Genomic DNA, 23,039 nt, shown 5'->3' on the forward strand with positions numbered 1-23,039 from the left:
AAGCTGACGCGATAGCCAAAGCCAAGCCGAAACTCAAGCCAACACCAGCAAACTAAGCCGCGATCACCCCCGCCGCATCCTTCTCCCTGTCCACCGACAGCGGTGCCCCCGGCGGCCGCAGCAATGTCGCCGCGCTGGCCAGCTGCACGCGGTTGCGCACGCCGAAGTGGCTGCGCAGCCGGCGCATATGGTAGTCGACGTTAAAGATCGACATGTCCATGCGCCGCGCGATCTCCTTGTCCGACAGGCCCTGCGCCAGGCAGGCGAGGATATCGCGCTGCACCTCCGACAGACCTTCGCGATGGCGGCCGGCAAATGCGGGGATCTCGACGTGGCAGGTCAGGAATTCATGCAGCGCCAGCCCCATCGCCAGCGCCTGGCCCACCACGGAATCGCCGATCCAGCGCCGGCTTTCGATGCCCGACATAAAGCTGATCAGCACGAACTCGCTGTTGCCCGGCATCGGCAGGTTGAGGAAGATGCCGCTACGCACGCCGGCGTCGCGCAGGTCTTCCAGGAAGCGGCGGCGGCGCAGCGGCGGCACGTTGCCCAGCGGCGTCTGCGCCAGGTCGTCCGCATCCCACACGGTGGGCAGGCAGAACGTGCCCGGCTGCGGCGTGCGCGGGTCGATCTCGTAGTAGCGCTCGCGGAAATAGCGCTCGCGCCAGCCCGGCGGCGAATAGCTTTCAAAGAAGGTGCGCGGCTGCATCTGGCCGCCGACATGGGCGGCGGTGGCGTAGCCCAGCCAGTCGAAGCCGATGGCGCGAATGGCGGACTGCATCACGGCGCTGCGGCCTTCGTGGGTCGGCTCGGCCTGCAGCGCGGTCACCAGGCCGGGGGTAGCGCCGTGGCGCACGCGCTGCCTGACCGGCACCAGGTGGCGCTCGCCGAATACCTTGATGCCGTTGTTGGCCACCAGCGCCGGGGCGGTGCCCGGCGCGGTGGCCGGGCGGGCCGTGGGGCGTGCGGTGGTTGCTGCGGTGCCATGCCCGGACGCCCCCGCGTCACGGTACGGCACGACTTCCACATCTTTGATCATGTAGGCCTCCGACAACGAGTCTTGGCGTGCGACCACGGCCTTGTGAGCCGGTCCACGCGCGCAAATGGGGCTGGCCTGCGCGGCGGCACTGCGGGGCGCGGTGCGTCGTGCCGGTCGTGGCGGTCCGCCGGATGCTGCACGGAGCCTGGCCATCGCCAGCGCGTATCGCGGCTGCGCTGCACTGCCGTCGAGCTGGCAAGCCCGACATACTGCTGACCCGATTCCCGTCGGAAGAAAACTGGGCAGGCCCAGCGTGGGGGCTGCCGTGATTGTTATTGTGTTCTGCGCGCGCCGCGGCGCCGGGCCGCGGCGGTGTCATTTTGCGCCCTACGCCTCCAGTGCCTTGCCGCGCGTTTCCGGTAATGTCAGCGCCGCCAGGATCAGCACGCCATACGCGGCCGCGGCAAAGATGCCGATTGCATGGCCCAGCGACATCTGCTGGCTGACATGGCCGATCAGGAACGGAAAGAATGCGCCGATGGCACGGCCCACGTTGTAGCAGAAGCCCTGGCCCGAGCCGCGCACGCTGGTCGGGAACAGCTCGGTCAGGAACGCGCCCATGCCGGCGAAGATGCCCGAGGCAAAGAAGCCCAGCGGAAAGCCCAGCAGCAGCATCACGGTGTCGTTGACGGGGATGTGCGTATAGGCCAGCGCGATCGTCATCGAGCCCAGCGCGAACAGGATGAAATTGCGCTTGCGGCCGATGCGGTCGGTCAGGTAGGCGCTGGTGACGTAGCCGATATAGGAGCCGACGATCACCATCGCCAGGTAGCCGCCGGTGCCGAGCACGGTCAGGCCGCGCTCGGTCTTGAGGAAGGTCGGCAGCCAGGTGGTGATGGCGTAGTAGCCGCCCTGCGCGCCGGTGGTCAGCAGCGCCGCGCGCAGCGTGATGCTGAGCAGGCGCGGCGAGAAGATCGCGGCGAACGAGGTTTTCTCGCTGGCCTGGGCCTCGCGTGCCTTGTGCTCGGTATAGACCTCGGGCTCCTTGACCAGCCGGCGCAGCACGATCACGAAAACCGCCGGCAGCAGCCCGATCAGGAACAGCACGCGCCACGCGGTCTCGGCGGGCAGCAGCGAGAACACCAGCGCATAGAGCAGCGCCGCCAGCCCCCAGCCCACCGCCCAGCCAGCCTGCACCATGCCCACCGCCTTGCCGCGGTCCTGCGCGCGGATGGCTTCGCCGATCAGCACCGCGCCGGCGGTCCATTCGCCGCCGAAGCCGAAGCCCATCAGCGCGCGCGCGACCAGCAGTTGTTCATAGGTCTGCGCCAGCCCGCACAGGAAGGTGAAGAAGGCGAACCACAGGATGGTCAGCTGCAGCGTGCGCACGCGGCCGATGCGGTCGGACAGGATGCCGGCGACCCAGCCGCCCGCGGCCGAGGTCAGCAGCGTGGCGGTGCCGATAAAGCCTGCGTCGGCACGGCTGATGCCCCAGGTGGCGATCAGCGTGGGGATGACGAAGCTCAGGAACTGCGTGTCCATGGCGTCGAGCGCATAGCCGACCTTGCAGCTCCAGAAGGTGCGGCGCTCGTTGGCGGTGATGTCGCGGTACCAGGAGAAAAAGCCGCGCGACGGGGCGGCCTCGGCGCTGGCGGGCGATGATGGTGGGGGGCTCTGGATACTGCCGATCTGCGTTTCCATGCATTCCTCTCGTGCTATGTCTGGCTCGGCCCTGGCGGGGCGCGCTGGGCGCGGCGCCAGCCTTGATGTCCCGGCGTGCGCTGCCGGCTTGCCGCCGGCGCGCATCGATGGCGCGGCAGTGCGCGGTTGCAGCGTCTCCTGCGGTGCGCCCGCTGACAGCATTCTTGAAAGGCACGGCGGCCCGCGTCCAACTAGTTTTTCGGGCGGCAACCGATAAGAAAAATTGATTCCTGTGCTGAACGCCCGTGAATGCGCGGCTGGCGCCGTTTCGTCCCGTGGCGCCATCGCCACGGCCCGCGGGTTTTCCCCGATGCCGGGGCGGCGTGCGCGGGGCGCAGCCGCGAGGGCATAAGCATACGGCGCGCCAGCGCGCACGGGTTGGCCGCGGCCCTACGGAAACACGTAGGGCCGGTCGGTGCGCGGCGCGGCCGCTACGAGCCTTCGGTAATGGCACATGCCGCCGGGCTCGGCTAGGCTTGCACCCATTGCCCCGACCGTGCGCGTGCCGCCTAGCCTATGTCAATGCTTGCCCGCCTGACCCTGTCCACGCTCCGGCTCGCCGTGCCTGCGCTGCTGCTGGCGTGGCAGGCGCCGGCGCACGCGCAGCTGATCCCCGTGGAGCGCTCGGTCGAGGTGCTGGCCGATCCGGCGCGCGTCTGGGACCTGGCCGGCGGCTACTGCGCGGTGCCGGACTGGGACAGCCTCTACAAGGACTGCCGCGTGGTGCTGGGCAGCGGCAGCCCGGGCACGGTACGCCGCATGGCCCACAAGGCCGGCGGCCTGCCTGCGGTCGACGTGCTGACCGACAGGGGCCCGTTCTCCTACAGCTACCGCAAGCTCTCCAGCCATACGCGCGGGCGGCTGCAGGCAGCGCCGGGGCAGGACGTGGGCACCACGCACGTGACCTGGCAGATGTGGCTGGACCCGTCGGCCGTACCCGACGGCGCGCGCGCCGAGTATCCGGCGGCGCTGGGCGACGACATGCTGGCCGCGCTGCAGCGCCTGAAGGCGCAGGCCGAAGCGGCGCAGCATGAGGCCGAAGAGGAGGCCGCGCGCGGTCCGGCACTGATCCCGCCGCGCCAGCCGCCGACGCCGTCGCAGCCGTCGCCGCTGGGGGCGTGAGCGCGGCGCGCCGGCCATGCGGCGCGGCAGCATGGCATGCTCCCGAGCGCTGCTATCAAACGCTTGTTTGCCTCCGTGCCATCGCGTAGATTCTGTGGCTTGGATTCTGTCCTGATGCGCCGCCGCAGCGATTGTCCCGCCTCCCATCGCCCATGAACCTGCGCTTTCTCGAAACCTTCGTCTGGGTGGCACGCCTGCGCAGCTTCCGCCTGACCGCGGAGAAGCTGTTCAGCACGCAGGCCTCGATCTCCAGCCGCATCGCCGTGCTGGAGGAAGACCTGGGGGTCAAGCTGTTCCTGCGCGATTCGCGCGGCGTCACGCTGACGCCGGAAGGCCAGCGCGTGCTGGAGTATGCCGAGAAGATGGTGAACACCATGCACCATATGCGCCAGTCGCTGGACCGTTCGCGCGCCATCGCTGGGCGGGTGCGCATCGGCGCGATGGATTCCGTGATCCATACCTGGCTCTCGACCGTGGTCAAGCGCGCGATGCAGGCCTACCCGGCGCTGGAGATCGAACTGACCGCCGACGCCGCACTGAACCTGTGCGACCAGCTGCAGAAGGGCTATCTCGACGTGATCTTCCAGACCGACCTGCTGCGGCTGGAGACGGTGCGCAATATCGAACTGGCGCGCTACCCGATCCGCTGGATCGTCGCCACCGGCTCCGCCTGCGACCGGCCCTATGCCTCGCTCGAGCAGCTCGCCGCCGAACGCGTCATCACCTTCGTCAAGAACTCGCGCCCGCACCAGGACATCCTGAGCCTGTTCCACCTGAACGGCGTGGCCTCGCCGCGCATCAACTGCGTGAACTCGGTGGCGGCGATGACCCGGCTGATCGGCGACGGCTTCGGCATCGGCGCGGTGCCGCCGGCACTGGTGCGCAAGGAGCTGGCCGACGGCACGCTGTCGGTGGTGGACGTGGAGAACCATCCGCCCGCGCTCGACATCGTCGCCTCGTGGCGCATCGGCGCGGGGCTGGAGGTCAACGAGTCGATCGTCGGGCTGGCCACCGGCGTGGTGGCGGAGTTCTGTGCCGAGGTGGGCGAAGACATGGCGGTGGCGGCGCAGCCGCAAGCCGCGGGGCCCCACGCGGGCTCGTAGTCATCGGATTCCTTTATCGCGCTCGATCCGAAAGATTTGTTGGACGCCGGCGCCGGCGGGCGCCCAGAATCGGCAGGTCAACCCGACTTTGCGCGCCGCCCGGCGCCTGCCTGCCGACCATGAACCAGCCGCTCCAGCACGCCGCCTCGCTCCTGCCCGAAGACCCCGCCGCATTGCGCCAGCTGATCCGCGCGGGCCGCTACCACGGCCATACCAGCGGCCTGGCGCGCGGCCACGTGCAGGCCAATATCGTGATCCTGACGCGCGACTGGGCCTATGATTTCCTGCAGTTCTGCGCGCTCAACCGCAAGGCCTGCCCGCTGATCGACGTGACCGACCCGGGCGACCCGGTGTTCCGCAACCTCGGGCGCGACGTCGACATCCGCACCGACGTGCCGATGTACCGGGTCTATCGCAACGGCAGCGCCTACCACGAGACCACCGGCATCACCGAGCTGTGGCGCGACGACTTCGTCGCCTTTGCCATCGGCTGCTCATTCTCGTTCGAGCAGGCGTTGCTGGCGGCCAACGTGCCGCTCAAGCATATCAACCTGGGCCGCAACGTCGCCATGTACCGCACCGCCATCGAGACCCGCCCGGCCGGCCGGCTGTCGGGCAAGCTGGTGGTGTCGATGCGCCCGCTCAAGGCCGCCGATGCGATCCTGGCCACCGAGATCACCGCGCGCTACCCCGACGTGCACGGCGCGCCCGTGCATATCGGCGACCCGCGGCTGATCGGCATCGAGGATATCGAATCGCCCGACTACGGCGACGCGGTGCCGCTCGACGCCGATGAAATCCCGGTGTTCTGGGCCTGCGGGGTCACGCCCCAGGCGGTGATCCGCGAGGCGCGGCCCGAGATCTGCATCACCCATGCGCCCGGCTGCATGCTGGTGACCGACCTGGACAACAACCGCCTGTAGCCAACCTGCCCCGCGCAGGCCCTACGAATTCCCATAGTTGGCCTGCGCCGCAGACGCGCGCAGAATCGGCGCGCATGATGCCCGCGGCTTGCCCGCTGCTGGCGCGTGGCCGCGGCCGCGTGCCAGGGCATCGGCAACCGTCTGACCTGCCGGCACGCGCCGGCGTCGCCAGGAGACTTGCGTCATGCTGGATTTCATGGATGCCATCCGGGCTGCCGCGCGCGCGGCCGCCGAGGCCGCGGCCCGCGCCGCCGCCGAAGCCGCGCGCGAGGCGGCCGAACGCGCCGCCCGCGAAGCCGCCGAACGCGCCCAGCGCGCCGCCGAGGCGCGCGAGACCCAGCGCCAGCAAGACACCCAGAACACGCAGCAGGCGCAACAGTCGCAACAAACCCAGCAAAATCAGCAGGCCAGGCCCGCGGACCAGCCCGACAAGCCGCAGGCGGTGGTGGTGACGCCGGCGCTCTACACCGCCAACGCCCCCGGCGCACAGTCGCCCAAGGCGACGCAGGTCGATGCGCCGGCGCCCGAGAAGCCCAAGACCGACCCCGCCGAGGAAGCGCGCAAGAAGAAGGAAAACGATGCGAAGGCGCTGACCGATGGCTGGCAGCAGCAAGCGCAGGACGCCTATGACAAGGTGGTGGCCGACCTCGACGGCCGCGCCATGACCGACAAGCAGTGGCAGCCGCTGGGCCTGAAGTACGGCAACGTGATGGGCGGCGCGCAGAACGAGCTGCGCGTGGCCGCCAACAACGCCGCGGCCACCGGCGGGGATGTCAAGGCCGCGGTCGAGGCCAAGGCCGAGGAGATCCGCAAGCGCTATGACGATCCCAACGTCGCGCTGAATATCGAAGAGACCAAGACGCAATTCCTGAAGAACGAGAGCACCCAGGCGGCGCGCGACACCCAGGGCGCGCGCTTCAACGTGGTGCTGGCGCAGGAAAAAGAGCAGCAGGCCGCCACCAGGGTCGACGAGGAACAGGCCGCGTACCTGAAGATTCCGGGCGGCATCCGGCGCTTCGAGCTCGAGGCCGACGACCAGCTGGTGGCCGCGCGCGACGCCCACGAGCAAGCACAGCAGGAACGGGTAAAGGCCGAGGATACCTTCCTCGCCGCCATGCAGAAAGAGATCGACACGATTGCGGCGAACGGCTACAAGCAGGGCGCCGACCAGGCGCTGAAGGATCTGCGCAACGAGCCGCACGACCGCACCCTCTCGATGGCGGACCGCTCGTACGACCTGACCCTGGCCAACGGCAAGGTCGGCGACGCCGACGCGCAGCTGCAGGCGCTGGCATCGGGCCAGGGCGTCAAGGTGCCGGACAGCTATCGCCAGCAGGCGGTGCAGGATCTGAAGGCACGCTACGGCACCGACGGCGGCATGGGCCAGCTGATCGACCGGATCGACCTGCGCGGCCGCATCGCCGGCGAGATGGAGCACCTGACGCCGTCCACCGAGTTCGAGCGCAAGCTGGCGCAGAACGACCCCACCACGCTGGCGATGGCGCAGGCGCAGGGGCTGACGCTGGATCCCCAGGCCAAGACCGATCCCAACTCCGCCACGCCGCGCGACCTGCCGCAGGCCGAGCGCGCGCTGATGGAACACAACCCGGCTGGCTACGTCATGTACAAGGCGCTGGGCGCGGACAGCCTGGTGCCGGCCCCCGAGCTGCCCGCCACCGATCCGGCCCGGATCGCCTACGACAAGGGCGTCGCCGAGAAAGGCCTGCTCGGCTACACCGTCGAGCAGCTCAAGGCGCGCAGCGAAGACCCCAGGCTGAGCCAGGCGCAACGTGACCAGGCCGCCAGCGGCCTGAACCGGATGCTCGGCTTCATGGAGGGCTCGGTGCCGCTGCGCGTGGACGCCATGACCCGCGGCATCGCGCAGAAGCTGGACCGTGGCGACGTCACCGGCGCGCTGCAGATGCGCAAGGCCGGCGCCGATGCCGCGCAGACGCCCGAGGAGCGGCAGCTCTACGTCGACGTGCACAACGACCGCTTCAGCGGCGACCTGTTCAAGGCGCAGATCGAAGCGTCGATGGACCAGGACCTGAAGAACAAGACCCACGACGACCAGGGTCGGCCCATCATCGGCCAGGAGAAGATGTATGCCGACAAGGTCGGTGTCTACCTGCAGGAAGTGGCACCGCACCTGATCGAGGAAGACGCCGGCACGCTGCTCGATACGGTGAAGACCGAGTACAGCAACGACTGGACCGGGCGCAACAACAGCCAGTCGCCGGGCTACAACGACTGGGACGACTTCTATCATGGCCTGTCGGCGGTGGTCGATGCGGCCGATGCCGGGTATTACGCGCGCAATCCGCAGGCCCAGGCCGGCACGGCCCCCGCCGCGACCAGCACGGCCAGCTGGCTGACCGACCGCGACAACGAGGTCAGCATGCTGATGATGATGAACCAGGGCGGCTCGTCGCGCCAGGGACGCATCTACGGCGGGGCCCAGGACGCCGCCGCCAAGGGCCACATCGGCCTGTCGGCCGCTTTCGAGCAGTCGCTGAAATCGAGCAAGGAGGCGCCGGTGATGTCCGACGTCTACCTGCGCAACGCGGTGCAGCGCGGCAGCGAGGACTACGCCGGCACCGACGAGGCGAAGGAAGCCAACCAGCGTTTCGAGCTCGACAAGGACGAGATCCTGCGGCAGACCTTCGACAGCCTGGCGATGCGCAAGGAAGAGCTCAGCGCCAAGGCCTCGGACGAGAAGGGGCTGTCCGAAGCCATTGCGCTGGGCGCGCCGCAGGGCGACGCCAGCGCGATCCGAGAACAGATCGCCGACGATGCGAAGCCGGGTACCACCGTCAGGGCCATCCCGATGTACGTGGCCGGCCCCGGCGGGGTGCCGTACCAGACCGCGGTGTTCGAGTTCGAGGGCAAGGACGGCAAGACCCTGTGGGTGGACGACCAGGGCGCGGTCTACGGCAAGGAGGAGCTGGACGCAAAGCGCGATTTCCAGGAAAACAACCTGCTCTCCGACAAGGGCACGGTCTACTTCGCCGAAAACCTGGATCTTGGCCGTGACGGCCACGTCGACTACGCCGCGATGGACGCCCATATCGTCACCACCAGCGAGAAGGTGTGGGGCTGGGTCAACCTCGGCGTGGCCGCCGTCGGCGCGGTCGCGGGCGGGGTGCTGGCGGTGGCCTCGGGCGGCACGCTGACGCCGCTGGTGGCCGCGGCTTGGGTTGGCATGGTGGGCAGCATGGGCTACGGCGTCGGCACCTCGTGGGCCGCGCTGGACAATATCTCGGACCATGGCCGCTCGGTCAATCCCTTCGCCAGCCAGGAAGCGATGGCGCAGTGGCTCAACGTCGCCGGCTCGCTGGCCGGCATGGGTGGCATGGGCCTGGCCAAGACCGGCGCGCTGGCGATGAACGCCGGCACCCGGCTGGCCGGCGGCACCAACCCGCTGCGCCAGATGGCGGGCGGCATGCTGACCCACAGCGCCGGCCACTACGGCAGCGCCAGCCGCGTGCTCAATGGCGTGGGCTTCGGCATCGGTGGCGTGCAGACGCTGCAGCAGGCCGCCATGTTCGCCGAGCATGGCAGCGAGATGAGCGTGTCGGAGAAGCTGCAGAACGGCGCCATGCTGCTGATGGGCGCCACGCAGATGCTGCCGATGGCGGTGCAGAAGCGCATCGGCGAGTCGGTGCGCGACGGCTACCAGACCATGCGCGGGCGCGGCGCGGGCGATCCGGCCGGCATCGGCGGACCGGCGCGTGGCGTGGCACCGGAAGCGCTGGGCGCGTTCCGCGACGGCGATGGCGTGCCCGCCGCGACGCGGCCGACCACGCGCCGGGGCCCGGCCGGCCGCGACGCCGAGGGCCAGCCGCTCGCGCGCACCGATGCCGACGGCCAGTCCGGCCGCTCCGGCAGGCAGGCCGACGGTGAACCCGCCCCGGGCGCGGCCAGGCCCGCGACGCCGGCGCGCAGCAACGGCGCCCGGCCGGCCACCGACGGCGCTGCCACGCCGGCGCGCGACCTGCGCACCCCGCACCGCCTTACGCCCTGGCAATCGGCCAGGCTCAGCACCGCCGCGGCCTTCGACATGGCGGTCACGCGCGGCGCGATGCTGCAGGAACGCGTGATCCACGGCATGATGGACCGCGCCATGAGCCGCGCCATGGCGCGCTACGTGACGGAATCCGCCGCGCGCAACCCGTCGGGCGAGCGCGGCGGCGGCCGCACCGACGCGCCGGTGCCGGCCTCGCGCCGCCGTGGCACGCACGGCACGCCGGCGCTGGCGCGCGCCCCGCGCCACTCCATGGGCGAGGGCGAGGCCGGCGTGCAGCGCCGCACGGTGAGCCACGGCCCCGCGGCGGTGGCGCATGCCGACGGGCCCGAAGCGCCCGCGCGCATGTCGCTGCGGCAGAACGCGATCTCGCCGCTGGACAACGTGCTGTGGATCGACGGCAGCATGGAGAACATCGGCGTGCCCTACGGCGCCGAGATGGCCGCGCGCGCGCTGGCGGACCTGGACTCGGTAATGATCGTCACCGGCCCGCTGACCGCCCATGGCCGCGCCGAGACCAACGGCCCGGTTGGCGCGGCCTCGCTGGGCGCCTACCTGGCCTCGCTGGGCAAGGACGTGGTCTATGTCACCGACCGCGCCCATGCGCGCACGCTGCGCAAGATGCTGCGCCAGGACCTGAACCAGCCCAATGCGCGCGTCGAGACCTTCTCGGCACGGGATTTTGCCAGCGCCGGGCGCCAGTCGCGCGCGCTGCTGGCGATGCACAAGCCGCAGGCGGTGGTGGCGGTAGAGGTGGCCGGGCGCAACACCAACAACGAATACCGGCTGCAGAACGGCGAGCGGGTGCGCGGCAACGCCATGCTCGACCAGTTGCTGATCGACGCCAACGACATCGCCGACATGGTCACCATTGCCGTGGGCGACCACGGCAACGAGGCCGGCATGCGCGCCGCGCGCGACCGCCTGCTGCGCGACATGGCGGTGACCGAACAGCTGGCCGACAGCTGGTCCGACGTCGGCGCCGACCACCTGGTGACGGGCATGAATTCCAACCTGGCGGCGCAGGCGATCGGCTTCGGCGTGCAGCGCGCGCTGGGCCGGGACGGGGGCATGCCGAGCGTGGAAACCGTGGGCGCGCTGCTCGACACCATGGCACGCCACAAGGCGCGCGACGGCGTCACGCTGGAGGTCGGCGCCACCAGCGTGCGCGGCTACGACAAGACCGTGCAGAAGGGTGTCTACGAGCTGCTGCAGAAGGCGTCCGAGCGCCTGCCCGCGGGCCTGGACATGGCGCAGCTGTTCGAGGGCATCCAGCGGCGCTTCCTGCCCGAAGGCATCGACCCGGCCGACTTCGGCATCCGCGTGCAGGACGATGCGATCGTCATCACCGCCTTCGATTCCAGCAACGGCGGCCTGCTGGCCGCGCAGAACATCGCGCGCCATACCTATGCCATGACCGGCAAGGCGGTGCAGGTGGTGGCCTTTACCGACCATGCCGCCGGCACCTACGGCGGGCGCGAGCGCGGTGACCTGGTGAACCTGGTCCATGCCGGCGTGGTCGCGGCGCAGAAGGCCAGGGGCGCGGTCGACCTGTTTGCCTGCAACACCGCCTGCACGGCGTTTCCCGAGGCGCTGGCCGGCACCCACCAGGCCAAGGTGGTCAACCTGATCATGCAGACCGCGCCCAAGATCGTTACGGAGGGCGGCGCGCGGCCGGTGGTGGTGGCCACGCCCGGCACGGTCAAGCTGCACGCCTACCTGGAAGCGGTGGCCGAGGCCAGCGGCGGCAGCGTCACGGTCAAGGAAATCGGCGCGACCGAGTGGGCCGATGCAGTCAACAACCTGATGCACCTGGCCGACGGCAAGCAGCTGGAACAGCTCAAGGGGCTGGTGGCCAAGTACATCAACGCCGAGCAGATCCCGGCCGACGCCACCTCCTTGTGGTTCTGCTGCACCCACTATCCCGCGCTGGAGACGCTGGTGCGCCAGCAGCTCGATGCCATCGGCCGCAGTGACGTCAGGCTGATCGACCCGATGCAGTACCAGGCGCGCAAGGGCGTGGAGATGCTGGTCGACCAGGGCCTGATCGACCGCGGCGCACTGCTGGAGCAGCCGCTGGACCCGTCGGCGGTGCCCGACGACAAAACCCTGCCGACCATCGTCTTCACCACCGGCCAGCCGTCACGGGTGTCCGGCCTGGCGCACGCGATGGGGCGGCGCCCCGACATCCGCGTGTTCAAGACCGCCTTCGGCGAGGCCGCCGATGTGTCGCCAGCGCTGGCGCTGGTCGACGGCGGGCGCCACCTGTCGCCGGTCGACCGCGTCAGCTTCAACTACATCGGCCGCGGCCTGCGCGAGTTCTACATGCCGGGCGGCGCCGAGCGCGCGGCGTCGTCGCTGGAAGATGCCAGCAACGTGATGCTGGTGACCGGCTTCTCGGTGGCCAAGGACATGCCGGAAACCGACGGGCCCCCGGGCACCGCGGAACTGGGCCGCGCGCTGCGGCTGCGCGGCAAGCAGGTGACCTACGTGGTGGATTCGGCCAACCGGCCGATCCTGGAAGGCATCCTGCGCGAGATGGGCGAGCCGCTGGACAATATCCGCGTGTTCGACGAACCGATTGCCAGCGCGGCCGAACCGGCGCGCGCGCTGTTGCGCGAGATCGGCCCCGACCGTGTGATGGCAATCGAGCTGCCATCGCGCAGCGCCCGCGGCACCAAGCACAACATGCGCGGCATCGGCATCGACGATTTCAACCCGGCGCTGGACCAGCTCGTGCTGGAAGCCAACGCCATCGACGGCATCGAGACCCTGGGCGTGGGCGACGGCGGCAACGAGGCCGGCATGGGCGGCGTCGGCGGGCTGATCCCGCGCGCGCTCGACGGCAGCGATATCGCCGCGGTGGTGCCGGTGGACCATGTGGTCACCGCCAGCGTGTCTAACTGGGGCGCGTACGCGGTGTCGGCGCTGCTGCTGCGCCGGGGCAATATGGCGGAGCGCTTCCAGAGCCCCGAGGAACTGGGCCGCGTGCTGCAGGCCGCGGCCGATGCCGGCGCCGTCGACGGCGTCTCGCGCGAGCGGGTGGCAACGGTGGATGGCTTCTCGACCGAGGTGCACCAGGCGGTGATCACGCTGTACGGACGTGCTGCCGCCGGCGGCGAGCCGCGCGCACCGGGTGCCGCGCGCGCACCGCTGCCGGGCGGGCCGGCGCTGGCGCGCACGCCGCTGGCCGACGCCGCCGAAGCGGTGGTCGCGCACGGCGGGCAGCTGCCGCGCAAGGCTGCTTCCGCAAGCCGCCCCGACGACGGGGGCCGCCAGCCGGCGGCGATGCCCGCGGCGCGGCCGGAGATCCGCGACGGCAGCTGGTCGGTGCGCGACGGCGCGCCAAGTCGCGGCGCGATCGAGGCCACGGTCGACGGCATCCATGCCTCCGGCGGGCGCCTGGCCGGCGTGCACTACGTGGTGACCCATGGCGATGGGCTGTCGGTGCCGCTGCGCGCGGGGCTGCCGGAAGCATCGTTCCTGTCGCTGCAGCAGGCCATGCGCGACCTTGGCCCCGCGCTGCAGGCGGGCGGCAACTTCCGCATCGCCATCGTTTCGCAGCGCGAGGCGGCGCGGCACGGCGCGGTCGACGCGCGCAGCGTGATCGGCACCGTACCGCTGTCGCTGCGCGGGCACCAGCCGCATGCGGACGGGTTTGCGCTGAATCCGGATTACCACGGCGAGATCCGCGCCGCGCTGCCCGACGACTTCCGCGCCGGCCAGCCGCTGGTGCGCCAGCAGGACGGCCGCCGCATCGACGTGCTGGCCCGGTTGGAGCAGTTTCCGCGCGGGCGCGCGGACCTGGACCTGGCGCAGCAGGCCGGGCAGAAAACCTTTGGCGACGAGGCGGTGGCGGTGTCGGTACCGCAGATTCCCGGGCACTTCACCGTGCGCGCCGAGGGGCTGTTCGGCGGTATCGCGATGCGGGCCGGGCGCGGCCGCGTCGATGGAGGGCAGCCGTTGCTCGATGCGCCGGCGGTGATCGACCGCATCCGCGCGCATCCGGATTACCAGGAAGGCATGCCGGTGGTGCTGTACGGCTGCTACGGGCAGGACGGCGCGGTGTCGCTGGTGCAGGAACTGGCCACCGGCCTGAACGCGCGCGTCTACGGCGCCGACGGCCGGCTCGACGTGGAAGCATTCCGCGCGCCGGGCAGCGACCTGGCCTATGGCGCACGCCTGCGCGTGGCCGCCGACCCCGCCACCATGGCCGCTTCGGGTGCCCCGGTGCATGTGCAGGACGGTGGTCGTTTCCACGGCGCCATGCCGGCGCTGCCGGTGGTGGCGGTCACCGGCGGCGGCAAGCCGGTGCGCCAGCATGGCGCGCGCGCCGCGGGTGATCCGGTGCCGGCCAGCTGGCGGCAGGCGCCGGACCGCTGGGCCGAACTGGCGCTGGGCGAACCGGCGGTGCGCGTCAACGCGCCCAGGGACCACCTGGTGGTGGTCGGCGCCGTGCGCCCCGAGGGCGGGCTGCGCGGCGAGGGGGGCGAGGGCGTCGGCGCCCACGAGCTCGCTTTCCAGCTGGCGCATGACTGGGAGCCGGGCCAGCCCATCGTGCTGGCGCTGGACGGCGCGCATGCGCCGCAGGGACGCATGCTGGCGCAGCAGGTGGCCGACGTGATGGGCACCGAGGTGCTGGTGCCGGAGTTCGCGCTGCGCCGCGGCGCCTACGCGCAGGACCCGGCCAGGAGCCAGATCGACCTGGCGCAGCCGGGCCGCTGGCGCCGCCTGTCGCCGCAGCCCGATCCCTACGCCGGCCACAGCTTCAAGATCGACCACCACGGCAACGTGTTCCTGCGCCGGCCCGATGGCACCCGCGAACGGGTGCAGCTGGAAACCTACCTCGGCCCACGGCTGGGCAGCGGCGGCGCCAAGACCGTGTTCGCGCTCGGCAAGGACCTGGCGGTTGGCATTGCCAACGAGGCCTGGCTCGGCGACATGGTGCACGGCGAGCGCGCCGCCATGGCCGAGGCCGCCGGCACGCACGGGCTCAAAACCGTGCGCAGCTTCGGGCCTGCGTCGTTCGAGGCGTTCGGGCGCCCGGCCATCGGCTACGAACGCTACGCGGCCAGCACCAAGGACCTGTTCGACGCCGCCGGCCAGTTGCGGCCGCAGCATGCCGCCTTGCTCAACGACCGCTCGGCGCACGATATCGCCGCGCTGGTCGACACCATGAAGACGCGCAGCCTGCACCTGGGCGACGTGGAGTTCGCGCTGTTCCCGGACGGTACGGTCAAGGTGGCCGACCTGACCCATGTCGAGACCGGCTCGGATGCGTCGCAAGGGAGCGCGGTGTACCGCATGCTGGACCGGATGCAGCAGGCAGCGCGTGCCCGGGGTGGCGACGGCACTCAGAGCCGCGAGGGCGGCGAGGGCGCAGTGGTGCGCGCCACCATCTCGCACGGCCCGGCCGGTAACGCGCCGCCGCCCGGCAGCAATGGCCCGCGGCCGTGGAAGGTGCGCACCGCGCTGGCGGTATCGGCGGCCGGCACCTTCGCCGCTGCCTCCGGCGCCGCGGCGATCTCGGCGCAGACCGGTGCCAACCTGGTGCTGACCAGCGCCGGCTGCTTCATCTACCGCGGCAGCGTGGCGATGGGGCGCACCGTGCATGCCAGCAAGGTGATCCGGCGCGCCGGGACGCACACGCCGGCCGATATCGCCTGGCTGCGCCGCGCGTTGACCGAGAAGCCCGGCACCGCGGTGTGGGGCATCAACGATGCGAACCAGCAGAAATTTGCCAGGGCGCTGGACCAGCTCGATGCCTACGCCCACCACGCCGACAAGAAGGACCTGCCCGAGGCCGCGGACAAGATCCGCGAGGCGCAGGCGGTGATCGGCACCATCGGCGCCTCGCTGCTGACGCCCGATACCCGGGCCGGCCAGGTCAACGACGCGCTGCAGCTGACCACGCTGGCGATCAACAACGGCAACACCATGCTGTGGTTCGGCGAGCACGGCGTGACCCAGATCGGCGAGCCGCTGACCTACAGCAGCGCGGTGTTCCTGGCGGCCAATTCGGTGCTGAGCACGGCCAACTTTGCCGCCCGTGCGGGCTATCACACCGGCCTGGCCCAGCCCGCGCTGCTGGGTGCGAGGCTGCGCAAGTTCGTGATGAATGCCTATTCGGTCGGCGCGGTGCCGCTGGCCGTGGCTGACATGGTCCATACCGGCGGCGTGGTCGGCGCGATCGAGGCGGGCAGCCTGGCGGTGTTCGGCATCGGTGCGCACCTGCAGTCGCGCAACGAGCAGAAGCTGATCAATGCCGAGAAAAACCGGCTGGCGAAGGCCGCCGATCCCGACGCCGTGGACAAGCCGGTCACGCCATGGCTGGCGCAGAAATGGGATTTCTTCGGCCGCGCCATGCCCAAGGGGCTGGTGCTGCTGGGCGGCGGCGTGATCGTCAACTTCGGCGCCAAGATCCTGGTGGAGCTGCTCAAGGACGAGGACAAGGGCGCGCCGCGGCCAACGCCAGCGCCGACGCCCAGCGGCGGCCCCTCGACCCCGCCGGCGGCGCCGCAGGAGCCACCGAAAGAGACCCCGCCAGAACCGCCCAGCGAGACCCCGAGGGAGCGCCCCGCATCCGGATCGGTACGGGTGCAGCCCTACAGCCCGGACGACGTCGCCGGTTCCACGCTATGGGGCATCGCCGGCGCGCATCTCGACACGCTGCTGTCCGACGGCCAGAAGGCCGAGGCCCGGGCGCAGGCGATGACGCCGGACCAGCAGGTGGCCAACTTCGCGCTGCGCGAACTGATCAACCTGAATCCGCGCTATCGGCTGGCCGACAACCCGGACCACCTGGAGCCAGGCTGGGAGCTGGACGTGACGCGATAGGGCAGCTGGCGCGCCGCGCTTCAGCGGCTCCCGTGGTGCTCCAGGTAGTCCGCGAACTCGTCGCGCACCACCGTTTCGATGCGGGCGAGCTCGTCGTCGGTGATGTCCTCGAACAGCCTGCGCTTGCGCCGCGACAGCTCGCCGTGGTTCTGCACGATCAGGTCGATCAGGTTCGACAGCCGCGACTGGCGCAGGTCGAGCCAGCTTTCGAGCCGGGTCACGCTGGCGTCGTAGGCGCGCAAGTACTGGATTTCCTGCGCCAGGTCCTGCTCGACGCATTGCTCGATGCACTCGAACACGAATTCGCACAGCGCGGTGGCGTCGAACGAGGCATAGAGCCAGTAGGGCTGCGGCGACTTGATCAGGATGGTGTCGCTGTCGGCATCCAGCGCGTAATTGAGCAGCGCGGTACGCGGCCCGGAATAGGCCTTGAGCAGGCCGGCGTAGACGTCGATCTGCTTGAGCATGCGCGCCGACACCGGCAGCACCACGCCCTCGGGCGTGACGCCTGCCTGGCGCAGCAGGTGGTGGATCAGGAAACGATGCAGACGGCCGTTGCCGTCATAGAACGGGTGCGCAAAGACAAAGCCGAACGAGACGCAGGCCGCCACCACGATCGGGTTTGCCGCGTGGTGTTCGACCAGTGCCGCGACCGCGGCAATGCCGTCCATCATTGCGCCCAGCTGCGCCGGTGGCGGCGGAATATAGTCCGCAATATTGCGCAGCCGCCCGCCGCGCGACAGCCAGTTCTGCTGGTCGCGGAAGCTGTATTCGGCGCGCAGGCCCGAGATGATCTCGTTCTGCCATTCGCACAGCTGCGCTTCGGTCAGCGGCGCGCGCTGGCCGGCATATTCCAGCAGCCGCCGGAACTTGGCGACGCGCTGGTTATCGGGAATCTCATGCTCGATCGAATACGTGGAGCGGGTCTCGGCCAGGTAGAGATAATCCACCGCGCGCGCCAGCAACTCCGGCTCCAGGCGCCGGATGGCACTGCCCACGCGGCCGGGCAGGTCGGCGGCAATCCAGCGCGCGAGCTTCTCGGTACGGCGCACCACCGGGCAGAATGCCGCCGGCCCGAGGTGATTGTTCTGGATGCCAAATTGCAGGTCTGGCGTTGACGGGCCGGTCACGTAGTCCGCCTCATCCAGCGCCAGCACCCGCGGCGCGCCGGCCGGCAGCTTGTAATCGAACTGCGCCCCGGCCAGCCATTTGGCATAGAAGGCGCTCAGCCGGGCATAGCGCGAGGTCGGCATGGCCGCCAGCCACGCGCGCACATCCTGCACCGCCTGCGGCTGCTCGAACAGCGCCGCCAGCACGGTCAGGTCGAGCTGTTCCTTCCTCAGCGCAAAGGTGAGGTGGTCCACCGTGGTGTCGCCGCCGCGGTAGCGGTTGCGCGGGTAGACCGTGCGCGTGGTGCCGTCCGGGCCGGTATGCGTGCTGAGCACGCCGGTCTTGTCGCCCAGCGCGGAGGTGCAACGCAAGGGCGGCACGCGCAGGCCGAACTGGCGGATCAGGGCATCGTAGCCTAGTGGTGCATGAGCCATGCAGGGAACGGGTGAAAGCTGGGACAGATGCCCGCGGAGCTTACCATAGCTTCTACCGGGCTTACCAAAACATCTACTTCGACCAGGATTTCATCCATTCCATCTATGATGCACGCGCACAACGGGGCAGGCCGGTCAGCCAGCAGGTCGGCTTTACGAGGCGCTCTACTGCGCTTGCTGTTTTGTCTATTCCAGGCACCGGCGCTGACGTTTTCGTCTACATGCGGCAGCCAGCGCCGCGCCAACGCCGCGGGTTCGGTGCGCCGATTCAAAATGACAGGCTTGTCATAATCGGCTGGGTTTTCCACATAATCGACGGCGCGGCTGAAGGACATGCTCAGGGTTTTCTCTGAGTTTGTGGATTAACCCGCGTAAAATCCATTTCCGGTATTTGACCGGCGTCATTTATCGCCTATAACTGCAGCTACATGTTGCGGCCGATGTCACGCACCATGCCTCAGCCCGCCAGGTCCGCCTGCGGGCATTTTTTTTATGTCGGCGCGAGATTGATAAAAGGCATTTAGCCTGATTCGCCTGGGGTGGCGGCTAGATAATCATGACAATTCTGTAATCATGACGCCGCTGTCATCATGACAATATTGTAATGATAATGCGCCATTGTAATCGCGGTGGATTCAGAAAAAGTACTCATCGATCCCGGAGCGGGCGCCGGATTTCCGCTCCAGCAAACGGATTGCGACCATCAGCCGGCACCGCGGCGTGATTTTGCATACAGCTTCTGATGCGATTTTGTCGTGAATATCCGGCGCCCAGCCAGGGCTCGCATTAATTCAGTGAAAACCCTGCCCCGGCTTTCGCTTGACTTCGTTGATATATCACATACTGTGTATCCCATCGCCGCTCCTAAGTTTGAGAGAGAGGTGAGGGCGGAGACCTCAGGTCGCGTCGAGATAAGAGGCAAAAATGCCAATGACATTAGGAGACATGAAATGCCAGCAGCCACCCCTAAGCTGAGGCGCAGCGCGACCGTATATTCCTCCGCCCTGTCGCGAGTTAATGGCCAATCTATTCAAGGAGCGCGCAATGAGTAATCCATCGGCAATGGGGATGGGCGTCAATCACCAGGTCCCGGAAGGCACACGCTGGATGCAGCTGATCGTGGGGGTGGTCTGCATGATCGCCACCGCCAACATCCAGTACGCATGGACCCTGTTCGTCCCGGAGATCCAGGACACCTACGGCTGGTCCCGCGCCAGCATCCAGGTCGCGTTTACCGTGTTCGTGCTGGTGCAGACCTGGCTGGCACCGATCGAAGGCTACTTTATCGACAAGTTCGGGCCACGCATGATGGTGGCGTTCGGCGCGGTGTTCATCGGCGCGGCCTGGTGCATCAACTCGCAGGCGACCACGCTGATGGGCTTCTACGTCGGCGCGGCGGTGGGCGGGCTGGGCGTGGGCTCGATCTACGCCACCTGCATCAACAACGCCCTCAAGTGGTTCCCGGACCGCCGCGGCCTGGCCGTGGGCCTGACCGCCGGCGGCTATGGCGCGGGCTCGGCGGCGACCATCCTGCCGATCGCGGCGATGATCGAGTCGCAGGGCTTCCAGCACACCTTCCTGTTCTTTGGCCTGCTGCAGGGTTCGCTCGCCTTCGTCGCAGCGTGGTTCCTGCGTTCGCCCAAATCGCATGAAGTCAAGGCGTCGGCCAAGCTGGTCCAGGCCACGCGCGACTACACGCTCAAGGAAGCGCTGTGCACCAAGCTGTTCTGGCTGATGCTGGTCATGTTCGTGCTGGTCGTCACCGGCGGCATGATGGCCGTGGCGCAGCTGGGCGTGATCGCCAAGGACCTTGGCGTGAAGGAGTTCAAGGTCGACCTGCACTTCTTCGTGATGGCCGCGCTGCCGCTGGCGCTGATGCTGGACCGGATCATGAACGGGATCTCGCGCCCGCTGTTCGGCTGGATCTCGGACAATATCGGCCGCGAAAAGACCATGGTGATCGCCTTCACGCTGGAAGGGCTGGGCATCATCGCGCTGGGCTACTTCGGCAGCAACCCGTACGCGTTCCTGATCCTGTCCGGCGTGGTGTTCCTGGCCTGGGGCGAGGTCTACTCGCTGTTCTCGGCGCTCGCCGGCGACGCCTTCGGCACCAAGCACATCGGCAAGATCTACGGCGTGCTCTACACCGCCAAGGGCATCGGCGCGCTGTTCGTGCCGATCGGCAACCTGATGATGGAAGCGACCGGCACCTGGTCCACCGTGCTCTACACGGTGGCCGCGATGGACCTGACCGCGGCCTTCCTGGCGATCATGGTGCTGCGGCCGGTGCTGAAGAGCCACGTTGCCACCGCCAGAAGCCTGTTCTCGAAGGAGGCGGCGGCAGCCGGATCGCAGGTACCGGCCTGAGCGGGGATGACGGCGGCGACGCCAGTCATTGCAGGGCTTTCGCAGCAACAAAAGGCGGGCTTTTTCGGAAGCCCGCTTTTTTCATGGGGCCGGGTGTTTGCGACGGGAGCGGGGCGCCTGTGATAAAGGTATGCCCGTGCCCACCCCAGCGCCTCCCATACGCGCCGCCGTCATGTTCCAGATCCTCGCCCCGTGCCCATCCCTGACGCCCTATGTCGACGGCTACTGGTTCGTACAGGACCTGGAAGGCGCCTGCGCCGGCAGCGATATCACCACCTGTCCGTACCCGGGTGCGGTGCTGTCGGTCAACTTCGGCCGTCCGAACGCGATGGTGGGCGGCCCTGCCGTGCCGACGGTGTCGCTGCTGGGCTTGCAGTCGGCTAGCCGGCGCTGGCGGTCGTGGTCCGATACGTATTTCGTCATGGCCATGCTCAGCGGCGCCGGGCTGGCGCGGCTGTTTCCCGGCGTCGGGCCTGAGTGCAAGGACCAGTTGCTGGACCTCGCGGGGTACCTGGGCGACCGGGCCAGCCATGCGCTCAGCGCCGACCTTAGCGCCGCCTGGATGCCGGCACGGATCGTTGCCCGGCTCGATGCGTGGCTGCTGCGGCGGCTCGCGGCGCTGCGGGAGCCGGCGGTGCTGCAATCGATGCGCACGGCCCACGCGCTGTTGCGCGAGGGGCGGCAGGTACAGGAAGTCGCCAGCCTGATGGCGGTCAGCCGGCGCCAGCTGAACCGCTGGTTCGCGCAGCAGCTGGGGCTGGGGCCAAAGCAGCTGATGGAGCTGGAACGCCTGCAGCACAGCATCCAGGCACTGCAGCGCGGCACGGGCGATGCGCTGGACGGCTACAGCGACCAGGCCCACCAGATCCGCGCATGGCGCCGCCGCGTGGCGCAGACGCCGGGCACGTATGCGCGCAGCGGCCAGTCAGCGCTGGCGGTGTCCTTCGGGCAGCGTCCGGCCGGCGCGCCGGCCTTCTACCTGTGAGTGGGCCACGCACGTCCCAAACGTTCAATACAGCGTTCCCGCGCCGCCGCATGCTGGCGGCCTGAACGGAGGGAACCATGAACGCTGCAAGCCTGCCGCCGGAGCGCGGCTTTATCTCCTACACGGATGGCACCACGGTCTTCGAGGGCTACCTCGCCAGGCCTGCCGGTATGGCCGCGTCACGCACGCCGTGCGTGGTGCTGGCCCATGAGTGGAGCGGCCTGAACGCGGCGATGCGCCGCTGCGCCGATCGCTTCGCGGCTCTGGGCTACTCCTGCTTTGCCGCCGACGTGTACGGCAAGGGCGTGCGCGGCGACGAGCAGGGCGACAACGCGCACCTGATGAACCCGATGCTGGCCGACCGCCGCTTGCTGCGCCGGCGGCTGCTGGCCGGGTTTGCAGCGGCCACGCGGTTGCCTGGCGTGGATCCGCTGCGGATGGCCGCGGTGGGGTACTGCTTCGGTGGCCTGTGCGCGCTGGACCTGGCGCGCGCCGCCGCCCCGGGCCTGGTAGCCGCGGTCAGCTTCCACGGCGTGTTGCAGCCGCCGCGCATCGGCACGCAGGTCCCCATCGACGCCAGCGTGCTGCTGCTGCATGGCTGGCAAGATCCCGTGGCACCGCCCGCGGACGTGCTCGGCATTGCCACGGAGCTGACGCAGGCCGGCGCCGATTGGCAACTGCATGCCTATGGTCATGCGCGGCATGCGTTTACGTTCGAGGGCGCCAACTTCCCGGAGCGCGGCATTGTCTATGACGCCGCGGCCGACCGGCGCTCGTGGGCGGCATGCGCAGCGTTCCTGGCCGAGCGGTTCGCAGTGGCTGCGTAGCGGCAAAACCGGCGCATCGCGTTCAGATCGCCTGTTGCCGCGTCAGCCTGGCGCGGCAATGGATGCAGGCGTCGCGCACCATGAAAGGTCGCGAGGTCAGACCGACGCCCTCACGCCCGCGCCTCGATGAAGTCCTTGAAGCGCTTCAGGTCGCCCTCGACCTTGCGTTTCAGCACGCCGGCGGCATCGCCGACCGCCTCGACCACGCCTTCGGTTTCGTAATTCATGCGCACCGACACCCGGGTGGCGCCCGCATCCAGCGGAGAAAAATTCACCTGGCCCGAGTTCTCCGCCCCGGCGACGCTGCGCCAAGCGATGCACTGGTCGGCGACATTCTGCGTTATCTCGGCATCCCACTCCTTCTGCTTGCCGCCGATCTCGGCGCGCCAGTGCAGACGGCGGTCATCGAGCTGCCTGACCTCCTCGACGCCCTCCATGAACCGCGGAAACTCCTCAAACCGGCACCATTGCTGATACGCGACTTGCACCGGCACTCGGACGTCAATCGACTCTTCGATGGTTGACATAGCACCTCCTTTTTTCAAAAGGCGGGCGAACCGGTGCAAATCCCGTTCCAGACGCATGGCGCGGCGCCGGCCCCAGCCAGAGCGATGGGGGCGGGGCCGG

Annotated in this window: 12 protein-coding genes; 7 read left to right on the plus strand and 5 right to left on the minus strand. The window is 69.3% G+C overall.

The genetic code is table 11. The features are described 5' to 3' along the window. Positions 1-52 precede the first annotated feature (52 nt). Both MKD50_RS19885 and MKD50_RS19890 read right to left on the minus strand, forming a co-directional pair. The gene (locus MKD50_RS19885; protein WP_252668365.1) at positions 53-1,039 is read right to left on the minus strand and encodes a helix-turn-helix transcriptional regulator; all 987 of its coding nucleotides are present in this window, start codon (positions 1,037-1,039) and stop codon (positions 53-55) included. Positions 1,040-1,366: 327 nt separating this feature from the next. Then, positions 1,367-2,659, minus strand: coding sequence for an MFS transporter (locus MKD50_RS19890; protein WP_240072123.1), 1,293 nt, complete (start codon positions 2,657-2,659; stop codon positions 1,367-1,369). Positions 2,660-3,196: 537 nt separating this feature from the next. Here MKD50_RS19890 and MKD50_RS19895 point away from each other — a divergent pair. From MKD50_RS19895 to MKD50_RS30710, 4 genes are all read left to right on the plus strand, one after another. Continuing rightward, positions 3,197-3,802, plus strand: a complete 606-nt coding sequence (locus MKD50_RS19895; RefSeq protein WP_252668366.1) for an SRPBCC family protein — start codon at positions 3,197-3,199, stop codon at positions 3,800-3,802. Between the two features lie 152 nt (positions 3,803-3,954). Continuing rightward, complete coding sequence (locus tag MKD50_RS19900; protein ID WP_252668367.1) at positions 3,955-4,905, plus strand: LysR family transcriptional regulator; 951 nt, start codon at positions 3,955-3,957, stop codon at positions 4,903-4,905. Between the two features lie 119 nt (positions 4,906-5,024). Then, positions 5,025-5,828, plus strand: coding sequence for a putative hydro-lyase (locus MKD50_RS19905; protein WP_115682471.1), 804 nt, complete (start codon positions 5,025-5,027; stop codon positions 5,826-5,828). 184 nt (positions 5,829-6,012) lie between these two features. Beyond that, a complete protein-coding gene (locus MKD50_RS30710; RefSeq protein WP_305882079.1) occupies positions 6,013-16,689 on the plus strand; it encodes an LWXIA domain-containing protein in 10,677 nt (3,558 codons plus the stop codon). A 20-nt stretch (positions 16,690-16,709) separates the two neighbouring features. Here the strand turns inward: MKD50_RS30710 and MKD50_RS19920 are convergent, their stop codons facing one another. Beyond that, positions 16,710-18,233 (minus strand): Fic family protein, encoded by a 1,524-nt coding sequence (locus MKD50_RS19920; RefSeq protein ID WP_252668369.1) that lies wholly within the window; start codon positions 18,231-18,233, stop codon positions 16,710-16,712. Continuing rightward, positions 18,215-18,568: a hypothetical protein gene (locus MKD50_RS19925; RefSeq protein WP_240070682.1), complete on the minus strand. Its 354-nt coding sequence runs from the start codon at positions 18,566-18,568 to the stop codon at positions 18,215-18,217. Before MKD50_RS19925 ends, MKD50_RS19920 begins: the two co-directional genes overlap by 19 nt. Before the next feature lie 709 nt (positions 18,569-19,277). On the opposite strand from MKD50_RS19925, the gene oxlT reads away from it, so the two are divergent. From oxlT to MKD50_RS19940, 3 genes are all read left to right on the plus strand, one after another. Beyond that, entirely contained in the window at positions 19,278-20,600 is a 1,323-nt protein-coding gene (gene oxlT / locus MKD50_RS19930) for an oxalate/formate MFS antiporter (protein ID WP_115700602.1), read from the plus strand. A gap of 172 nt (positions 20,601-20,772) precedes the next feature. Further along, positions 20,773-21,585 carry a helix-turn-helix domain-containing protein gene (locus tag MKD50_RS19935; RefSeq protein WP_115700600.1) on the plus strand — a complete coding sequence of 271 codons (813 nt, stop codon included), beginning with the start codon at positions 20,773-20,775 and terminating at the stop codon, positions 21,583-21,585. A 77-nt stretch (positions 21,586-21,662) separates the two neighbouring features. Beyond that, positions 21,663-22,412, plus strand: coding sequence for a dienelactone hydrolase family protein (locus tag MKD50_RS19940; RefSeq protein ID WP_252668370.1), 750 nt, complete (start codon positions 21,663-21,665; stop codon positions 22,410-22,412). 110 nt (positions 22,413-22,522) lie between these two features. Here the strand turns inward: MKD50_RS19940 and MKD50_RS19945 are convergent, their stop codons facing one another. Further along, entirely contained in the window at positions 22,523-22,939 is a 417-nt protein-coding gene (locus MKD50_RS19945; RefSeq protein ID WP_115700594.1) for an SRPBCC family protein, read from the minus strand. Between the last annotated feature and the right edge of the window lie 100 nt (positions 22,940-23,039).

Source organism: Cupriavidus mimosae (assembly GCF_023952485.1).
In the GTDB taxonomy this organism is placed as follows: domain Bacteria; phylum Pseudomonadota; class Gammaproteobacteria; order Burkholderiales; family Burkholderiaceae; genus Cupriavidus; species Cupriavidus taiwanensis_C.

Coding starts and splice junctions, on each gene's coding strand:
- MKD50_RS30710 (WP_305882079.1), top strand. CDS start 6,013: ATGCTGGATTTCATGGATGCCATCCGGGCTGCCGCGCGCGCGGCCGCC.
- MKD50_RS19885 (WP_252668365.1), bottom strand. CDS start 1,039: ATGATCAAAGATGTGGAAGTCGTGCCGTACCGTGACGCGGGGGCGTCC.
- MKD50_RS19945 (WP_115700594.1), bottom strand. CDS start 22,939: ATGTCAACCATCGAAGAGTCGATTGACGTCCGAGTGCCGGTGCAAGTC.
- oxlT (WP_115700602.1), top strand. CDS start 19,278: ATGAGTAATCCATCGGCAATGGGGATGGGCGTCAATCACCAGGTCCCG.
- MKD50_RS19925 (WP_240070682.1), bottom strand. CDS start 18,568: ATGTCCTTCAGCCGCGCCGTCGATTATGTGGAAAACCCAGCCGATTAT.
- MKD50_RS19940 (WP_252668370.1), top strand. CDS start 21,663: ATGAACGCTGCAAGCCTGCCGCCGGAGCGCGGCTTTATCTCCTACACG.
- MKD50_RS19920 (WP_252668369.1), bottom strand. CDS start 18,233: ATGGCTCATGCACCACTAGGCTACGATGCCCTGATCCGCCAGTTCGGC.
- MKD50_RS19900 (WP_252668367.1), top strand. CDS start 3,955: ATGAACCTGCGCTTTCTCGAAACCTTCGTCTGGGTGGCACGCCTGCGC.
- MKD50_RS19895 (WP_252668366.1), top strand. CDS start 3,197: ATGTCAATGCTTGCCCGCCTGACCCTGTCCACGCTCCGGCTCGCCGTG.
- MKD50_RS19935 (WP_115700600.1), top strand. CDS start 20,773: ATGTTCCAGATCCTCGCCCCGTGCCCATCCCTGACGCCCTATGTCGAC.
- MKD50_RS19905 (WP_115682471.1), top strand. CDS start 5,025: ATGAACCAGCCGCTCCAGCACGCCGCCTCGCTCCTGCCCGAAGACCCC.